We start from the raw sequence: 18,493 nt of genomic DNA, 5'->3' as shown, positions 1-18,493 counted from the left end.
GCGCGCCATGGCGGAAAAACGCAAACTTTTCGAAGAGGTCGGCACCGACCAACCCAGCCGTGCCCCGGTGCAAACCGGCGGCATCGACAAGGGCCGTGGCGGCGCACGCGGCCCGATCCGGATTTGGCTGATGATCCTCTTCGCGCTGGTCTTTGTCATGATCGCCGTGGGCGGGCTGACGCGGCTGACCGACTCTGGGCTTAGCATCACCGAATGGCGCCCCGTAACCGGTGCCCTGCCACCGATGACTGAGGCCGAGTGGCAGTCTGAGTTCAATAAATACAAGCAGATCGACGAGTTTCAGGTCCAGAACTCGTGGATGGAACTCTCTGATTTCAAAAGCATCTATTGGTGGGAATGGGGGCATCGGCAACTTGGCCGGGTGATTGGCCTCGTCTGGGTTTTGGGCTTTCTCTACTTCCTGCTTCGGCGTCAAATTCCTGTAGGCTGGAACAAGCGCCTGCTTTTCATCGGTGCATTGGGCGGCGCGCAGGGGGCGATTGGCTGGTGGATGGTCGCCTCGGGGGTGACCAGCGGGCAGGGGGTGACGGATGTGGCCTCTTACCGTTTGGCGACCCATCTCGGCCTCGCCTTTGTCATCCTCGGATTTATCACATGGTATGTGCTCTTGTTGGGCCGCAGCGAACGCGACCTGATTCAGGCCCGCCGCGCCAAGGAGGCCAAGCAGTTCGGCATGGCCACCGGCTTGTTGCATTTCGCAGCGTTGCAGATCCTGCTGGGTGCCTTGGTCGCGGGCATTGATGCAGGGCGCTATTTCGTCGATTGGCCGCTGATGCAGGGGCAGTTCTTCCCGCCAGAGGCTTTCGATATCACGCCCACATGGCGCAACTTCTTTGAAAATCCCGGGCTGGTGCAATTCATGCACCGGATGGCGGGCTATCTGCTCTTTGCATTCGGCGTGGTCGTCTGGCTGCGCGGTCGCCGTTCGGCCCATGCGCGGACGCGCTTTGCGTTTAATGCGGTGATGGCGGCGCTGGCCTTGCAGGTGGTTCTGGGCATCACCACGGTGCTTTATGCCGCTCCGGTGCATCTGGCGCTGGCGCATCAGGCGCTTGCCGTTCTGCTCTGGGTGTTGATCCTGCGGGCGCGTTTCCTTGCGGCCTATCCCGTCGCCACATCGCTGAGAGGCTGAGACATGACTGCATATGACGATTTGATGGCCTTTCAGCGCGAGACCGAAGCGTTGGCGCAGGTCGCGGGGCGGCTCGGCTGGGACCAAGAAACGGTCATGCCCCGCGGCGCCGCGCCCCAGCGGGGCGAGGAGATGGCGGCGATGGAAAGCGTGCTGCACGCCCGCAGGATCGACCCGCGTATCGCCGATTGGCTGGGCCGTATCGAAACGGCGGGTCTGGACGCGGTGGGTCAGGCCAATCTGCGCCACATCAAACGCGATTTTGACCGTGCGACCCGTGTCCCCGCCGATCTGGCGGCGCGGATCGCCCGCGTCACCTCCGCCGCCCAAGGCACATGGGCCGAGGCCCGTGCCGCCGACGATTTCGCGGCCTTCGCCCCGACCTTGAAAGAAGTGATCGCCCTCAAACGGGAAGAGGGGGCCGCGCTGGCCGAGGGGCGCGATATCGGTATCTACGACGCGATGCTAGAAGACTATGAGCCCGGCACCACGGCGGCGGACCTCGAAGCCATGTTCGGCGCGCTGCGCCCAAAGTTGTCCGAACTGCGCGCCGCCGTGCGGGAGGCCGAAGCGCCGCCGGTGCTTGAAGGGGTTTTCGACGAAGCGGCGCAGATGACCCTGACCGCCAAACTGGCGCGGCGCTTTGGCTATGATCTGGCCACCGGGCGGATCGACAAGGCGGTGCATCCTTTCTCATCGGGCTCGGGTTTGGACGTCCGGATCACCACAAGGACCAATGCGCTTGACCCGTTCAACTGCTTTTACTCCACCGTGCATGAGGTTGGCCACGCCGCCTATGAACAGGGAATCGACAGCGCCTACCTGCTGACCCCACTAGGGCGGGGCGTGTCGATGGGGGTGCATGAAAGCCAAAGCCGAATCTATGAGAATCAAATTGGCCGCAGCCGCGCCTTCACCGGATGGCTCTATGGCGAGATGACGGCTGTCTACGGCGACTTTGGCGTGCCGGATGCCGAGACATTTTACAGAATCGTCAACCGCGTGTCGGATGGCTTCATCCGGACCGAGGCTGACGAGCTGCAATATAACCTTCACGTCCTGCTGCGGTTCGACCTTGAACGGGCGCTGATGTCGGGCGATCTGCAGGTCGACGGGTTGGAGGCCGCATGGAACGATCGGTTCGAGGCCGATTTCGGCTACGCGGTTGACCGTCCCTCAAACGGGGTCTTGCAGGATGTCCATTGGTCCGTCGGACTATTGGGGTATTTCCCAACCTACAGCCTCGGCAATGTCTATGCGGGATGCCTTCATGAGGCGCTGCGGAAATCGGTACCTGACCTTGATGACGCCTTGGCAAAAGGAGATACAAGCGCGGCCACCGCATGGCTTCGCGAGAAGGTGCAGCAGCACGGCGGGCTCTACGGGCCGCGAGAGGTGATCGCGCGGGCTTGCGGAAAGTCGCCGACGGAGGCGCCTTTGCTGACTTATCTGGAGAATAAGTTCAAAGATTTGTACAATATTTAAGCATGCAAGACCGGGAACAATTGAGCGTTGACGGGGTTGCTTAAACAGCGGGCACTGCTTTGGTTCTTAACTATGCCTTAACATTTCGCCTTTGCGCTGCCCACGTTTATATGCGATGGTGCAGTGAGTTTAAAATTTGACGAGATACAGGAGTACCTAGACGTGAAAATTCTTGCAACGGTGGCGGCGACTATCGCTCTTTCGGGTGCTGCTTTCGCCCAGACGACAACACAGGCAGCTGTTCTTGGCGCATCGGACGATAGCGTCTATTCGCTTCAGGTTCAGGGCGCTAACGGCATCATCTACAACTGTAAGCCGAACCCAGTAACAGTTGACGGCAACACCGCGCGTGTTTGCGTTCGTGCTGATGGCGCTGGTCTCTTCGAAGCGGGCGCTGGCCTGGGTGGCGGCGCTGCTGCAGCCGGTGCGGCTCTGGTCCTGATTGCGATTGCGTCGGGCTCGTCCTCTTCGACTACAACAACGACTACCAACTAAGTCTTAACGAAAGCTTAAGATGGAAAAACCCCCGCGCTGATAGCGCGGGGGTTTTTTTATTGCTGGATAGTCTGTCGAAAAAAAACGCCCCCCACGTTTTGCGCAGGGGGCGGAGCGGCCGCCGATTATTCGGCGGCGCTGCTTCCTTCTTCGGCTTCGTCTTCTTCGTTGCCCTGATCGGCGATCCAAGCGACGCTGACGACTTCTTCGTTCTTGCCAGTGCTGAACACCTTCACACCGCCTGCACTGCGCGAGCGGAAAGAAATCCCCTCAACCGGGACGCGGATCGACTGGCCTTTGGAGGTCGCAAGCATCACCTGATCGGACATTTCCACCGGGAAACAGGCGACGATAGGGCCATGGGCCATGGCCTTGGTCCAAGCAGTCACACCCATGCCGCCGCGGCCGCGGACCGGGTAATCATGAGCCGAGGAAACCTTGCCCGCGCCCTTTGCGGTGATCGTCAGGATCAGATCTTCGGCTGCCGACATTTCGGCATAGCGTTCGGTGCTGAGCTGCCCGGCTTGTACCTGCTCTTCCTCGTCGTCGCTGCTGTCGTCATCGGTCAGCCCGGCCATCAAGCGGCGCTGTTTAAGATAGGCGACACGTTCTTCCGAGCTAGCCTCGAAGTGCCGGATCACGGACATGGAGACGAGGTTGTCATCTTCGCCCAAACGGATGCCGCGCACGCCGACGGAGTTGCGCGAATTGAAGACGCGCACGTCGGTCGCCGGGAAGCGGATTGCCCGGCCTGCGTCGGTGACCAGCATCACGTCATCGTCGTTCGAGGCGATGCGCGCGTTGATCAGCGTGGTGCCCTCGTGTTCGCCTTCGAACTTCATCGCGATCTTGCCGTTGGACTTCACATTGGTGAAATCCGACAGCTTGTTGCGCCGCACTGTCCCGGCGGAGGTGGCAAAGATCACCTGTAGGTCGTCCCAATCCTTCTCATCCCGGTCCACGGGCATAATCGCGGCGATGGAGACCCCGGCGGGGATGGGCAGAATGTTGACGATGGCCTTGCCCTTGGCGGTGCGGGCCCCCTGCGGCAGCCGCCATGTCTTCAGCTTGTAGACCATGCCATCGGTGGTGAAGAACAAAAGCTGCGTATGGGTATTGGCAACGAAGAGGTTGGTGACGACATCCTCTTCCTTGGTCTGCATGCCCGAAACACCCTTGCCGCCCCGACGCTGCGCGCGGAAGTCGGCCAGCGGCGTGCGTTTGATGTAGCCGCCGGAAGTCACGGTCACGACCATATCCTCGCGCGCAATGAGGTCTTCGTCGTCCATGTCGCCCGACCAGTCGACGATCTCTGTCCGGCGCGGCACGGCGAATTGCTCGCGCACCTCGCGCAGCTCGTCCGAGATGATGCCGAGGATGCGCTCACGGGAGCCGAGAATTTCGAGGTATTCCTTGATCTTACCGGCCAACTCTTCCAGCTCGTCGGTGACTTCCTTGACGCCGATCTGGGTCAGGCGCTGCAGACGCAGTTCAAGAATCGCGCGGGCCTGCGCCTCGGAAAGGTTATAGGTGCCATCGTCATTCGCGGTATGGGTCGGATCGTCGATCAACGCGATATAGGGCAAGATGTCTTCGGCGGGCCAGCGACGGGTCATCAGCTTTTCGCGTGCCTCGGCCGCGTCGGCAGAGGCGCGGATGGTGGCGACAACCTCGTCGATGTTGGTGACGGCCACGGCCAAACCACAAAGGATGTGGCTGCGTTCACGTGCCTTGCGCAGCAGATAGGCGGTGCGGCGGGCGACAACTTCCTCGCGGAAGTCGATGAAGTAGCTGAGGAACTTGCGCAGCGTCAGCTGTTCGGGGCGGCCCCCGTTCAGGGCCAGCATGTTGCAGCCGAAATAGGTCTGCATCGGCGTGAATCGGTAAAGCTGGTTCATTACCACTTCGGCAGTCGCGTCGCGTTTCAGCTCGACCACCACGCGCACGCCGTTGCGGTCGCTTTCGTCTTGAACGTGGGCGATGCCGTCAATCTTCTTATCGCGGACCTGTTCGGCGATCTTTTCGATCATCGTGGCTTTGTTGACCTGATAGGGGATCTCGTCGATGACGATGGCCCAACGGTCTTTGCGGATTTCTTCGACCCGCGTCTTGGCGCGGATCACCACGCTGCCACGCCCCTCAAGGTAGGCTTTGCGTGCGCCGGAACGGCCCAGCATGATGCCGCCTGTCGGGAAATCGGGGCCGGGGACGTAGTCAATCAACTGTTCAGAGGTGAGGTCCGGATCGTCAATCAGCGCGAGGCAAGCGTCGATCACCTCACCAAGGTTGTGCGGCGGGATGTTGGTCGCCATACCGACGGCGATACCGCCCGCGCCATTGACCAGCATGTTGGGAAAGCGCGCGGGCAGGACAGTCGGTTCCTGCTGCTTGCCGTCGTAGTTGTCTTGGAAATCAACGGTTTCCTTGTCTATGTCCGCCAAAAGATAGGCGGCAGGCTTGTCCATGCGCACCTCGGTGTAGCGCATTGCCGCCGGGTTATCCCCGTCCATCGAGCCGAAGTTGCCCTGACCGTCCAAGAGCGGCAGCGACATGGAGAAATCCTGCGCCATCCGCACCAGCGCATCATAAATCGCACTATCGCCATGCGGGTGGTACTGGCCCATGACATCGCCCACCGGGCGGGCAGATTTGCGGTAGGCTTTTTCATGAGTGTTGCCGGTCTCATGCATCGCATAAAGGATGCGGCGGTGCACCGGTTTCAGGCCATCGCGCAGATCGGGAATCGCGCGGCTGACGATCACGCTCATCGCGTAGTCCAGATAGGACGTGCGCATTTCGTGTTCGATGGTTACCGACGGCCCGTGAAAGATGGGCTTTTTGTCTGCGTTTTCAGGGGTATCCGGCGTATCGGTCACGTATCTTGCCCACCATTTTTATGGTTCTATATCTTGGGGTTTTCTATAGCAGACGGGGCATATCAGGTGCAATGGCTGTGGCCGAAACGCACTGGCAGCACTCTAGCTCAAGTGCCAACATGCTGTTTTCATTGAAAAGTAATTCTCACCGCGCAAACTTGTCATACAGAGGCAGCAAAGGAGGCGCAACATGCCCCGCAGTGAAACCGAAATGATGCTGAAAGGTTACGGGCTAACCACGGCAGAGTTCTTTTATCATATGCCCGACTATAGTCATGTGCTGAATAGCTATATCTGGCAGGATTACGACATCGCGCCAGACCATCCGCGTCTGTTCGAATTCGTCGAATTCTGGCGCGCGGAACTAGATGGGCCGCTGCATTCGGTCCGTTTCACCCATCGCAAGCTGATCGGTCCCGGTGAGTGGCTGAACCAAGTGGGCGAGTTCACGCTACATTAAGCCAAAAGGCAGCCATCCAAAGGGCAGGGGCGTCAGGCCGAACAGCTCGCCCCGCCCAAGACACAGAACTTTGCACAGTGCGGGTGGTTCAATGCCACATCACGCTCCGCCTCGGCCAAGGTCGTGCCAAGCTCGAACTCCGGGTCGTAGGGCAGCAGGGTGCAGGCCAGCACGGCAGGCTTCTCAGCGCCTTTGCGTTTGACCACCATACGAGAGGAAGAGCACATCACCGCATTTGGCGAAATATCCAAGATGCCCCAGCAGGCGGTGGTAATCTCTGGAACTTCAACGGTTTCGTCCATCTCTGGGAAAAGTACGGTCATGCCGGGGTCTTGGGCGTCGATGTCAAAGCCGTGCTCTGCGTAAAAGGCGGCATAGCCCGCGCGGCTATCGGCATCGCTATCGGCAAAGATCGAGCGCCCGGCCACGGCCATGCGGAACCCATTGTCGCGCAGCCATTCCATGCCCAGCAGCGTCTTGTCAAAAGCCCCTTCACCGCGCTCCGCGTCATGCAGATCGCGGCGGTAGTGATCGACGGAGATACGAAAGGTCATCTTGCCGGGAAAGGCATCGCGCAGCCGCAACAGACCGTCTTGCACCGATTTGCGCATCATCGGGCGCATAGCGTTGGTGAGGATCAACACCTCATAGCCGCGCGCCAGTGAGGTTTCGGTGATCTCGATCATCTGCGGGTTCATGAAGGGCTCGCCCCCGGTAAAGGCGATTTCGCGCACCGGCCAGTCGCGCTCGACGATCTGGTCGAGGTAGTCGCGCACCTCTTCGGCGGTGATATAGACCAGCGCGTCATTCTTGGGGCTGGAGGCGATGTAGCAGTTCACACATTCGATATTGCACAGGGTGCCCGTGTTGAACCAAAGCGTTTCCGCCCCGCGCAGAGCGACGGTGGCGCGCGGTTCCCCCTTGGCGGTCACCGCCGGGTTCAGGAACTTGCCCTCGTTTGCTTGCGCAGTATCTTTCATGATTGGTCCTTGCGTGATCCCGTGTGTTCCTATCCAGTTGTGGTAAGCTATTGCGACCCTGCCTAAAAGTCCAAGCCGCGGGGCGCACAGTCTTGTGAACTGGGTAAAAATAAGTATGTTTGCGCTAACTCTGCTATCTCGCACAGACAAGGATTGATCAATGGTTTCGCGTGTTATCCCTGTCGACCCTTTCGATCTGGTCATCTTTGGCGGCACCGGAGATCTGGCCCGGCGCAAGATTTTGCCCGGTCTCTACCGCCGTTATTGCGCGGGCCAAATGCCCGAAGAGGCGCGGATCATCGGTGCCGCGCGCACCGAAATGGACGCCGAAGGCTACCGCGAGATGGTGTCAGAGGCGATCAGCGAATTTGGGGGCAAAGACGCCTGCGATAACCTCGATGCCTTTCTGGCCAAGCTCGATTACGTCGCCATCGACGCACGGGGGGAGACCGGCTGGCGTGAGCTACAGGAGTTGATGTCCGGGAAAGACCGGATTGAGGTCTACTATTTCTCCGTCGCGCCGGGGCTCTTTGGCGATTTGGCTGAACGCTTGCAGCAATGGGGCATGGCGGGCGCGGAATGTCGGATTGTCGTCGAAAAACCCTTTGGCCGCGATCTGGAGAGTGCGCGCGCGCTCAACGCGACATTGGCCACCTATTTTAAAGAGCAGCAGATCTACCGCATCGATCACTATCTCGGCAAAGAGACGGTGCAAAACCTCATGGCCGTGCGTTTCGGCAATATGCTGTTCGAGCCTCTGTGGAACCGCCAATATGTCGATCACATCCAAATCACCGTGGCCGAGACTGTTGGCGTCGGCGGGCGTGGGGAATACTACGACAAATCCGGTGCCATGCGGGACATGGTGCAGAACCACCTGATGCAGCTTTTGTGCCTGATCGCGATGGAGCCGCCCGCGCGGTTTGATCCGGATGCGGTGCGCGACGAAAAGCTGAAAGTGATCCGCGCGATCGACCCGGTGTTGCCGCATCATCTGGTTCGCGGTCAGTACGAGGCCGAAGAGGGCAATGAAGAAGAGGCGCCAAGCTACCGCGACGCCGTCGACAACCCGCGCTCGCGGACCGAGAGTTTTGTGGCGCTCAAGGCCCATATCAGCAATTGGCGCTGGCATGGCACGCCGTTTTATCTGCGCACCGGCAAACGCATGGTGGCGCGATCCAGCGAAATCACTGTGGTTTTCAAGGACACGCCCCATTCGATCTTTGCCGAAGACGCAGGCCGCCACCGCAATGTGCTGTCGATCCGCCTGCAACCGAACGAAGGCATCACCCTTGGCGTGACGATCAAGGAACCGGGCCCGGGGGGCATGCGTCTGGTTGATGTGCCGCTCGACATGACATTCGCCGAGGCGCTCGGCCCCGATGGGGGCGATCAGGTCGATGCCTATGAGCGGCTTATCATGGACGTGATCCGGGGCAACCAGACATTGTTCATGCGCGACGACGAGGTCGAGGCCGCCTGGGCCTGGACCGATCCGATCATCCAAGGCTGGGAGGCGCGTCACGACGTGCCCAAACCCTACGACAGCGGCTCTGCCGGGCCGACGGATGCGACAGAAATGATGCGGCGCGATGGCCGTGAATGGCGAAAGGTATCCCCATGAACATCATCGAATATGCGGACCGCGAAATGCTGGTGATGAATGTCGCCAACAAACTGGCGGGCAAGCTGAAATCGGCGCTTTCGGGCAATGACCGCGTGTCTTTCGCGGTGCCGGGCGGCTCTACCCCCGGGCCGATCTTTGAAATGCTCAGTGCCACCGATCTGGATTGGGAGCGCGTGGATGTGATGCTGACCGATGAACGCTGGGTCGATGAGCATGATCCGCTGTCGAACGCGCGTTTGGTGCGCGAGCATTTGTTGAACGACCGCGCTGCCGCGGCGCGGTTCATCCCCTTTTTCCGTGCTGGTCTGTCGCCGGGCGAAGGGGCAGAGGCCGTGGCCCCCAGTCTGGCCAGCCATATGCCGATCTCTGTGCTGCTGCTTGGCATGGGCGATGACATGCATACTGCATCGCTTTTCCCCGGCGACCCCGGTCTGCCTGACGCCTTGGCGGCTGATGCGCCACTGCTGTGCCCGGTCTACCCCGAGGGGCAGCCCACCGCGCGGGTCACGCTTCCTGCGCATGTCTTGGATGGGGCGCTGAACAAACATCTCGTGATTTTCGGGGAAGAGAAACGCGCCGCCCTTGAGCGCGCGCAGGGGCTTTCCCCCGATGAGGCGCCGATCGCAGCGGTGCTGGATGAAACTGAAGTTTACTGGGCGGCATGATGAGCATTTGGCAAGACCTTCAAGAGCGGCAAAACGCCGTGGCGGACCGCAAGATAACCGCGCTGTTCGATGACCCGAACCGCGCCGAGGATTTCTCGCTCCGCACGCAGCACATGCTGTTTGACTACGCAAAGACCAATATTGACGCTGGTGCCCGCGCGGCGCTGTTGCAGCTGGTAGAAAACGCCAAGGTCACTGAGCGTCGCGATGCGATGTTCGCGGGCGCGCCGATCAATGAAACCGAAGGCCGCGCAGTATTGCACACGGCTCTGCGCAACCTTGATGGCGGGCCGGTCGAGGTGGCGGGCGAAGATGTCATGCCGCAGGTCCGCGACACGCTGGCGCGGATGCGCAGCTTTGCCGATCAGGTGCGCGGCGGCGACATCACGGATGTGGTCAATATCGGCATCGGCGGCTCGGACCTTGGCCCCGCCATGGCAACCCGCGCACTGACGCCCTATCACGATGGGCCGCGCTGCCATTTCGTCTCCAACGTCGATGGCGCGCATATCGCCGATACGCTGCGGGGGCTGGATGCCAAGACGACCTTGGTGATCGTCGCTTCCAAGACCTTTACCACCATTGAGACCATGACCAACGCGCGCACCGCGCGGGCGTGGATGCAGGACCATGGCGGTGACCCGGCTGCGCAATTCGCAGCCCTCAGCACCGCTGATGAAAAGACCGCCGAGTTTGGGGTCGACCCCGCGCAGGTCTTCGGCTTTGAGGATTGGGTCGGCGGGCGCTATTCCGTCTGGGGGCCCATTGGCCTTTCGCTGATGATCACCATTGGCCCCAAGGCCTTTGACAGCTTTCTGCGCGGCGCGCAGGAGATGGACCGCCATTTCTGCGGTGCCGAACCGGCTGAGAATATGCCGATCCTTCTGGCGCTGGTGGGCATCTGGCACAACCAAATCTGCGGCCATGCCACCCGTGCGGTGCTGCCCTATGATCAACGCCTTGAGATGCTGCCCGACTACCTGCAACAGCTTGAGATGGAATCGAACGGCAAGGGCGTGCAGATGGACGGCTCTGACAGCCCGCGCCACACCGGCCCGGTGGTCTGGGGGGCGGCAGGTACCAATGGGCAGCATGCTTTCTATCAGTTGATCCACCAAGGCACCCGTGTGATTCCTTGCGAGTTTCTGGTCGCGGCCAAGGGGCATGAGCCTGACTTGCAGCATCACCATGACCTGTTGATCGCCAATTGCCTCGCCCAATCCGAAGCGCTGATGCGCGGGCGGTCTTTGGAAGAAGCGCAGGCCATCATGCGCGACGCGGGGCTTTCGGGCGATGAGCTTGAGCGCCAAGCCCGCCACCGTGTTTTCCCCGGCAATCGGCCCTCGACCACGCTGGCCTATGAAACGCTCGATCCTTTAACGCTGGGCCAGATCATCGCGCTTTATGAGCACCGCGTCTTTGTCGAAGGGGTGATCCTTGGCATCAACTCTTTCGACCAATGGGGCGTGGAACTGGGCAAGGAATTGGCCAAGTCGCTCCAGCCGCTGGTCGAAGGAGAGGTTTCTGCCGAGGGCAAGGATGGCTCTACCGCCGGGTTGATCGGCTATATCCACCAGTATCGCGGCTAGGAACTGCTTCCAAAGTTGATTGAAAAACCGCGCAGGCAAACCCCGCCTGCGCGGGCCATTCTGCTGCCTATCGTTGCCGATTTCGACTTGCCGGAGGGGAAGGCTTGCAACTGCCCTGACCTTTGGACAGTCTCAAAGCAAATGATTGGAGGATCCCCATTATGCTTGGCCAAATGATGTCGCAGCCGCTGCTGATCTCAAGCTTGATTGCCCATGCCGAACGCTACCACCCCGAGGGGGAGATCATCTCGGTTTCGACCACGGGCGGGGTTGATGAAACCAACTGGGGCAAGGTGGCCGAGAACGCGCGGCGCTTGGGCTCGGCCCTGACCGATTTGGGGCTGTCACCGCAGGCGCGCTGCGGGACCATCGCGTGGAACAACCGCCGGCATTTGGAGATCTACTTTGGCACCTCCGGCGCGGGCTTTGTCTGCCATACGATCAACCCCCGTCTTTTCGCCGATCAACTCATCTACATCCTCAATCACGCGGCGGATGAGGTGCTGTTCATCGACAAGACCTTCGTGCCGCTGGTCGCCGCGATCCGCGACAAGCTGGAGCATCTCAAGTATCTCGTGTTGATGTCCGGCCCTGATGCCGAGGCCGCCGAGGCGCTGCCGGGGCTGATCTTCTACGACGAGTTGGTGGCCTCAGGAAATGCCGGTTTCGACTGGCCCAATCTGGATGAGAACACCGCGTCGAGCCTGTGCTACACCTCCGGCACCACGGGCAACCCCAAGGGCGTGCTCTATTCTCACCGCTCGACCGTGCTGCATTCCTTCGGCATCAACATGGCCGACAGCATTGCCATCTCTGCGCGGGATATCGTCATGGCGGTGGTGCCCATGTTCCACGTCAACGCTTGGGGCTGCCCCTATGCCAGCGCCATGACCGGCGCGCGGATGGTACTGCCGGGGCCGAACCTTGATGGGGCGTCGCTGGTTGGCCTGATCGACACCTACCGTGTTTCCTTGGCGCTTGGCGTGCCGACGATCTGGCAGGGGCTGTTGGCGGCGGCCAAGAAGTCGGGCAGCGAGCTCACGAGCCTTGAGCGCACGGTGGTCGGAGGCTCGGCCTGTCCACCGTCGATGATCAAGACCTTCCGCGAAAACTATGGCGTTGAAACGATCCACGCTTGGGGCATGACCGAGATGTCGCCGGTGGGCAGCGTCAACAAACCCTTGGCAAAACATGGTGAATTGCCCGAAGACGCACAGCATAAACTGCGCGAGAACCAAGGCCGCCCGGTCTTTGGTGTTGAGCTTGAGATTTGGGACGACGAAGGCAAGCCGCTGCCCCATGACGGCGAAACCCAAGGTGCGCTGGTCACGCGCGGGCATTGGATTTTGGACGCCTATTATCAATCCGACCGCGACAGCACCCTGCGCGATGGCTGGTTCGACACCGGCGATATCGCGACGATGGACAAGGACGGATATATCACCATCCGAGACCGGGCCAAGGACATCATCAAGTCGGGCGGCGAATGGATCAGCTCGGTCGAGCTAGAGAATATCGCCATCGCCCATCCCGATCTGGCCGATGCCGCCGTGATTGGTGCGACCCATCCCAAATGGGATGAGCGCCCGGTTCTAATCGCGGTAAAGGCCGAAGGGGCCGATCCGTCAGAAGCGGATATCCTCAAGGTCTTTGAAGACCAGATCGCCAAATGGCAGGTGCCGGATCGCGTGGTCTTTGCTGAGGCCCTGCCGCGCAATGCGACCGGCAAAGTGCTTAAACGCGATCTACGGGACCGTTTCGGTGATGTGTTGATGCAGGGCGAAAGCTGAGGTAGGCCGCCCCGGTCTGATCTGGGCCGGGGCGTTTTTAACCGCGTTTGGCGTCAGGCTGAGCGGCGCATCTCGCTGTCGGCCACGGGCCGGGGCAGGGTCAGCCGGAAGGTGCTGCCCACGTCGATCTTGCTTTCCAATGACAGGCTGCCGCCATGCAGAGTGGCCAGTTGCTCGGCAATCGCCAGCCCCAGACCCAAGCCGCCGTTCTCGCGTGACATGGAGCCGTCAACCTGCTGAAACCGCAGGAAAACGCGTGCGAGATTGTCCTCGGAAATGCCGCAGCCCGTGTCTGTCACGGCAAAGGTGATCTCCTCTGCGGTCTGATGCATCTTGAGGTGGATGTTGCCGGTGCGGGTGAATTTGATCGCGTTTGAGATGAGATTGTAGAGGATCTGCCGCAGGCGGACCGGATCGGCGTTGGCACTGGCTGTGCCGTTATCCTCATAGGTAAGCGTCAGCCCCTTGGCCTCGGCATCCGGGCGCAGGTCATCGGCGACCGAGCGGGCGATCTCGCTGGTTTCGATTTCTTGCAGATCAAGCTCCATCTTGCCGCGCGCGACTTTGGTCCAATCCAGCAGGTCTTCGACGAGACGCAGCATATGTTTGGACGATCCCGCGATACCGCCCGCTTGGTCCGAGACGAAGTTCTGGAATTCGTCCACGCTGTGGCGGATATCGGGCGTGGCGTTCGCGCTGTTGTTCAAAGCGGTCTGCAAGCGCCGGGCCTGAGGCAGTTTCTCGGCATGTTGCAAGAAGGTCGCCCGGCCCGAGATCACGGTAAGCGGGGTGCGCAGCTCATGGCTGACGTTGTTGAGGAATTCGGTTTTCTCGCGATCTGCCGCCTTGGCCGCGTCCAACGCGCGTTTCTCAGCCGTCACATCGGTCCAGATGCCCACGGTATAGCCATGCGGCGTGCGCGATTCCGTGACTTTGAGCCAGAAGTTGTCGGACACCTCAAGAATAAAGGCGCCGGTGGGATTGCGGAACCGCCCAAGGCGCTTGGCAATCCATGCCTCACGGTCTTCGACATTTTCGGGGTGCTGATGCCGCGCGACCCAATTGCGCAAAAGCTCCTCGATGGTTTTTCCGGGGATCAGAAGGTCAGCGATTTCAGGGTGATACTCAAGAAACTTGCTGTTGACGGTGACCAGGCGTTCTTTCTCGTCAAAGGCGATGAAACCCTCTTGGATGGAACCGATGCCCTCGGCCAAAAGCGCATGGGCCTCTTGCTTTTTCAGCGTGACCCGGCGGAAGGCCCAGAGCCCCGCCATCAGTGCGATGGTCGCGATCAGAGCGAAAGCCACGAGGTAGGGGCTTTGCGGAGCATAAGGAGGCAGGCCGTTGGCAAGGCTTGCCGTGGCCTCCCATGTCTTGCCCAAAAGCTCGAACCGGGTGCGGACGGGCGCTGCGGGGTCGATGGTCGCGGGCGCAATATCGTCCGGCATGACACCTGTCGGGAAGGCGCGCAGGCTATAGATATAGTCAGCGGCTTGATGCGGGTTTTGATGCAGTTCAAACAGCCGGTCAGGCTGGAACACGATGGACATCACCCCCCAAAAGCGCGGCGCGCCAAGGCCGATGGGGCGCTCGAACACCGGGTAGTGCATGATATAGCCCTTGCCGCCTTGAACGAGGTTCAGCGGCCCTTCGATGGTTGGGCTCTGGCGGCGGTAGGCGTTTGCCACACCTGAAAGCTGCGTCGGAATGTTCTTATATTCCAGTCCGATAACCCCGGCGTTCGGGGTTTTGGGATAGCTATGGGTGATCTTGAGATCAGGGGCGAGGGCGAAGGCCTGAATGCCGGGGTTCCGATCCCGCAGCTCTTTGACCAGAAGTTCGATTTTCTTGTCTTTGAAGGCTTCGCCGGACAGCAGAATATTCTCGATGTTCTTTGTCACCAGAATGGTTTCTTGGAACTGGTGCTGCACCTGATTGCTGACTTCATGCAGCGTCTGCCGCGCATCCTGACGGATGCTGGCGATATGTTGTTCGTAATCCAATTTGACGATCGAATAGCTGATGCCAGCGACGCAGCACAGCACGATGAAATTGACGATGATATACGCCTTGGATGTTGCGTAGTCCCTGAACGCGTTTGCCACGCTTTTTTCCTTTGCCTGCCAGCGCATCTGACTTCGTTGGGCCATTTGCGCGTAAGTTACTTCCCTGCTGATTGCTACTTTTGCGGGCAATCATGGCGAAATTCGGACCAGAATGGGCTTTTCGTGGGTGACCCTAGGTAAGTTCGCGCGCCTTGGCCGCGATCATCCATGGTCGGCTTAGGAGGGGAGACTAGCGTGGAGCGGGTAACGAGAATCGAACTCGTAACTAAAGCTTGGGAAGCTGCCGTGATACCTTTTCACCATACCCGCGCGCTGAGGTTGGGATAATCGGCGCGCCGGGGAAGGTCAAGTCAGGGTTTCGTCGCGGTGACGAAATTGATTTCGGCGGGCAGGCGCAGGGGGCCGTTTTGCGCGTAGGGCCGCAGGGCATCGGCAATGGTCTGCCGCAACTCGGCGACTTGGTCGGGGTTGGCGTCAAAATGGGTGATCGCGCCGCTGGCCGGGCCAATGTCACACATCTGCTGGGCAAGGTCATCGACCGTGCCTGCGGGGGTGAGGTCAAGTTGGGTCACCTTGCATGCGATATCGGCAAAGCCCGCTGCCGCGAGGATCGAGACAACACGTTCGGGGTCACGAAAGGCAAAAGGGCCGGGCGCGTCGGGGTCGCTTTTGGGCATGGCACCGATGGTGGCACGGGCCGCGCGGGCGGGCAGGGTAAAGAAAGGATTTTCGGGGATCTGCCCCCAAGCGGCAAAGCTAAGCTTTGCACCGGGGCTGAGTTGCGCGGCCATCCGCGTAAAGCTTAGCACCGGATCCGCAAAGAACATCACCCCAAAGCGCGAGATCAGCCGGTCGTAGGCGGGCTCAAGTTCAAGCTCGGTCGCGTCGCCATGGTGAAAGGCCACTTGGGGCAGGGCGGCGGCACGCTGCCGCGCGAGGTCCAGAAGCGGGGCAGAGACATCGACGCCCAGCACCGCGCCCTCATCGCCCACCGCATTGGCCGCCGCAAGACAGCCAGCACCCGCCCCACAGCCGATATCCAGCACGCGCAGCTTCGGCGTCAGTTCGGCGCGGGCCAGCACGCCGTCAAGCACCGGCTGCATGAGGATATCCAGCTCCGCCTGCCGCGCGGCCCATTTTCGGCCCGCCGCCGCGCTCCAGAATTCGACCTGATCGTTGTTGTCGGGCGTGCTCATCACGTGGCCTTTCTTCTGCGACGGCGTCCGCCGCGCTCGCCCCCGGCGCCGCCTGTGCCGCCGCCGCCGGTATTAAAGGTCACGTCCGGCAGGGCGACGAGGCTGTTGAGAATGGGGAAGGGTTCCACTGCATTGGGAATGGCAGAAGCATTGACGAAATGCTCTTGAAAGCGTGGTTCGACGGCGGTCTCGATCTTGTGGATGGCGCGCACAGTCGCCTCAATCTCAGCCCGCGCATCGGTGTTGAGCAGGGCAATCCGCGCACCGGTGCCTGCGGCATTGCCCGCGCTGGTGACCTTTTCGAGCGGGGCGTCGGGGATCATGCCCAGCACCATCGCGTGTTTGGGGCTGATATGGGCGCCAAAGGCCCCGGCCAGCACCACCCGGTCGACTTTGTCGACGCCGAATTTGTCCATCAACAGACGGGCCCCGGAGTAGAGCGCCGCCTTGGCCATTTGGATTTCGCGGATGTCGCGGTTGGTCACCGTGATCTTTGGGCCGCCCTTTTCGGTGCCGTCGTAGACCAGATAGCTGTTGGTGCGCCCATCGGCGAAAACCGACGCCGAGCCTGTCTGCTCGGCGCTGCCGATCAGCCCCGGCGCGTCGACGATGCCGTGAATGCGCATCTCTGCGACCATCTCGATGATGCCCGAGCCGCAGATGCCGGTGATCCCAGTGCTCGCGACGGCCTCTTCAAAGCCTTCCTCATCGGACCAAAGGTCGCAGCCGATCACCTTGAACCGCGCCACTTTTGTCTCGGGGTCGATCTCGACCCGCTCAATCGCCCCCGGTGCCGCGCGTTGGCCCGAGCTGATCTGCGCACCCTCGAAAGCAGGCCCGGTGGGAGAGGAACAGGCCAACACCTTTTCCTTGTTGCCCAGCAGGATTTCCGCATTGGTGCCCACATCGACCACCAGCATCAAATCATCCGATTTTTCCGGCGCCTCTGACAGGGCAACGGCGGCGGCATCTGCGCCCACATGGCCCGCAATACAAGGCAGCAGATAGACGCGGGCGGAGGGGTGGATGTTCAGATCCAAGTCTTCTGCCCGCAGGCGCAGCGCGCCGGACGTCGCCAGCGCGAAGGGCGCTTGGCCCAACTCAAAGGGGTCAATGCCGAGCAGCAGGTGGTGCATCACCGGGTTGCAGACAAAGACCGCATCGACGATCAGGTCCGGCGCGACATTCCCTTCGGTCGCGATCTGGGTAAATAGCGTGCTCATCCCCTCGCGCACCGCGCGGGTCATCTCCTGCGCGCCGTCGGGGTTCATCATCGAATAGCTGACGCGGCTCATCAGGTCTTCGCCAAACCGGATCTGCGGGTTCATGACCCCGGAGGAGGCCATGACCTCTCCGGATTGCAGATCACACAGATGCGCCGCGATGGTGGTGGAGCCAAGATCGACCGCCAGCCCGTAGACCGTTCCTTCATAATATCCCGGCCAAATGTTCATGATCCGGGCCGCGTTCTCTTGATCGCCCAGATGCACGGCGACGGTCACCTTCCACGCGCCCTTGCGCAGGACCGGCTGCATCATTTGCAGTATGTGCAAATCGGCGGTGACTTTCTCCAGTTCCCACTGTTCGGCCAGCGCGGTGCGCAGGCGCTCCAGATCGCCCGAGGGTTCGTGCATGTCGGGCTCTGTCACCTCGACGTAGAACAGTTTTACCGATGGGTTCAGCACGATCTCCCGCGCCTCGGCGCGTTTGCGCACGACCTGTTTGTGCACTTGGCTCTCTGGCGGCACGTCAATCACCACGTCGCCCTGCACCGTGGCCTGACAGCCCAGACGGCGGCCCTCTTTCAGGCCGCGCTTTTCGTCATAGCGTTCCTCGACCGCGTTCCAGTCGCTCAGCGCGTCAGGTGCGACGGTAACGCCATGTTTGGAAAACTGCCCGTAGCCGGGCGAGACCTGACATTTCGAACAGATGCCGCGCCCACCACAGACCGAGTCCAAGTCAACGCCCAACTGCCGTGCAGCGGTCAGCACCGGTGTGCCTTTGGGAAAGCGCCCTCTCTTGCCAGAGGGCGTGAAAATCACGAGGGGATCACTGCTCATCGGGGCCGTCCTTTGTTTCTTTGCGCCACCATAGCGTTCCGCGCGGCGGGG

At 60.9% G+C, this 18,493-nt stretch carries 13 protein-coding genes and 1 tRNA gene; 8 read left to right on the top strand and 6 right to left on the bottom strand.

What is annotated here, in order from left to right:
* Positions 1 to 7 precede the first annotated feature (7 nt).
* The 3 genes from ctaA (at position 8) to B5M07_RS19435 (ending at position 3,133) form a co-directional block, all read left to right on the top strand.
* Positions 8 to 1,153, top strand: coding sequence for a heme A synthase (ctaA, locus tag B5M07_RS09725; protein WP_120351157.1), 1,146 nt, complete (start codon positions 8 to 10; stop codon positions 1,151 to 1,153).
* A gap of 3 nt (positions 1,154 to 1,156) precedes the next feature.
* Complete coding sequence (locus B5M07_RS09720) at positions 1,157 to 2,638, top strand: carboxypeptidase M32 (protein ID WP_120351156.1); 1,482 nt, start codon at positions 1,157 to 1,159, stop codon at positions 2,636 to 2,638.
* 162 nt (positions 2,639 to 2,800) lie between these two features.
* A complete protein-coding gene (locus B5M07_RS19435) occupies positions 2,801 to 3,133 on the top strand; it encodes a hypothetical protein (RefSeq protein WP_132443330.1) in 333 nt (110 codons plus the stop codon).
* 125 nt (positions 3,134 to 3,258) lie between these two features.
* On the opposite strand, the gene gyrA is transcribed toward B5M07_RS19435, so the two are convergent.
* Positions 3,259 to 6,009: a DNA gyrase subunit A gene (gyrA, locus tag B5M07_RS09715; RefSeq protein WP_120351155.1), complete on the bottom strand. Its 2,751-nt coding sequence runs from the start codon at positions 6,007 to 6,009 to the stop codon at positions 3,259 to 3,261.
* 190 nt (positions 6,010 to 6,199) lie between these two features.
* Here gyrA and B5M07_RS09710 point away from each other — a divergent pair, with 190 nt between their 5' ends.
* Complete coding sequence (locus B5M07_RS09710; protein ID WP_120351154.1) at positions 6,200 to 6,469, top strand: usg protein; 270 nt, start codon at positions 6,200 to 6,202, stop codon at positions 6,467 to 6,469.
* A gap of 32 nt (positions 6,470 to 6,501) precedes the next feature.
* Here the strand turns inward: B5M07_RS09710 and B5M07_RS09705 are convergent, their stop codons facing one another.
* Complete coding sequence (locus B5M07_RS09705) at positions 6,502 to 7,449, bottom strand: radical SAM protein (protein ID WP_120351153.1); 948 nt, start codon at positions 7,447 to 7,449, stop codon at positions 6,502 to 6,504.
* Positions 7,450 to 7,609: 160 nt separating this feature from the next.
* On the opposite strand from B5M07_RS09705, the gene zwf reads away from it, so the two are divergent.
* From zwf to B5M07_RS09685, 4 genes are all read left to right on the top strand, one after another.
* Positions 7,610 to 9,073, top strand: a complete 1,464-nt coding sequence (gene zwf, locus B5M07_RS09700; RefSeq protein WP_120351152.1) for a glucose-6-phosphate dehydrogenase — start codon at positions 7,610 to 7,612, stop codon at positions 9,071 to 9,073.
* A complete protein-coding gene (pgl, locus tag B5M07_RS09695; protein WP_120351151.1) occupies positions 9,070 to 9,741 on the top strand; it encodes a 6-phosphogluconolactonase in 672 nt (223 codons plus the stop codon). Before zwf ends, pgl begins: the two co-directional genes overlap by 4 nt.
* On the top strand, positions 9,738 to 11,330 hold the full coding sequence (gene pgi / locus B5M07_RS09690; protein WP_205570855.1) for a glucose-6-phosphate isomerase: 1,593 nt from the start codon (positions 9,738 to 9,740) through the stop codon (positions 11,328 to 11,330). The genes pgl and pgi overlap by 4 nt, the downstream gene beginning before the upstream one ends.
* A 161-nt stretch (positions 11,331 to 11,491) precedes the next feature.
* Entirely contained in the window at positions 11,492 to 13,120 is a 1,629-nt protein-coding gene (locus B5M07_RS09685; RefSeq protein WP_120351149.1) for a long-chain fatty acid--CoA ligase, read from the top strand.
* A 53-nt stretch (positions 13,121 to 13,173) separates the two neighbouring features.
* Here B5M07_RS09685 and B5M07_RS09680 read toward each other — a convergent pair whose 3' ends face one another.
* From B5M07_RS09680 to B5M07_RS09665, 4 genes are all read right to left on the bottom strand, one after another.
* Positions 13,174 to 15,225: an ATP-binding protein gene (locus B5M07_RS09680; protein WP_120352209.1), complete on the bottom strand. Its 2,052-nt coding sequence runs from the start codon at positions 15,223 to 15,225 to the stop codon at positions 13,174 to 13,176.
* Between the two features lie 196 nt (positions 15,226 to 15,421).
* Positions 15,422 to 15,495: transfer RNA gene (locus tag B5M07_RS09675), tRNA-Gly, on the bottom strand.
* 41 nt (positions 15,496 to 15,536) lie between these two features.
* On the bottom strand, positions 15,537 to 16,382 hold the full coding sequence (locus tag B5M07_RS09670) for a class I SAM-dependent methyltransferase (RefSeq protein ID WP_120351148.1): 846 nt from the start codon (positions 16,380 to 16,382) through the stop codon (positions 15,537 to 15,539).
* Positions 16,382 to 18,442 carry an ASKHA domain-containing protein gene (locus B5M07_RS09665; protein WP_120351147.1) on the bottom strand — a complete coding sequence of 687 codons (2,061 nt, stop codon included), beginning with the start codon at positions 18,440 to 18,442 and terminating at the stop codon, positions 16,382 to 16,384. Before B5M07_RS09665 ends, B5M07_RS09670 begins: the two co-directional genes overlap by 1 nt.
* Between the last annotated feature and the right edge of the window lie 51 nt (positions 18,443 to 18,493).

The sequence above is a fragment of the Sulfitobacter sp. D7 genome, from assembly GCF_003611275.1.
Classification (GTDB): Bacteria; Pseudomonadota; Alphaproteobacteria; order Rhodobacterales; family Rhodobacteraceae; genus Sulfitobacter; species Sulfitobacter profundi.
This window is presented reverse-complemented; position numbering and strand designations above follow the sequence as displayed.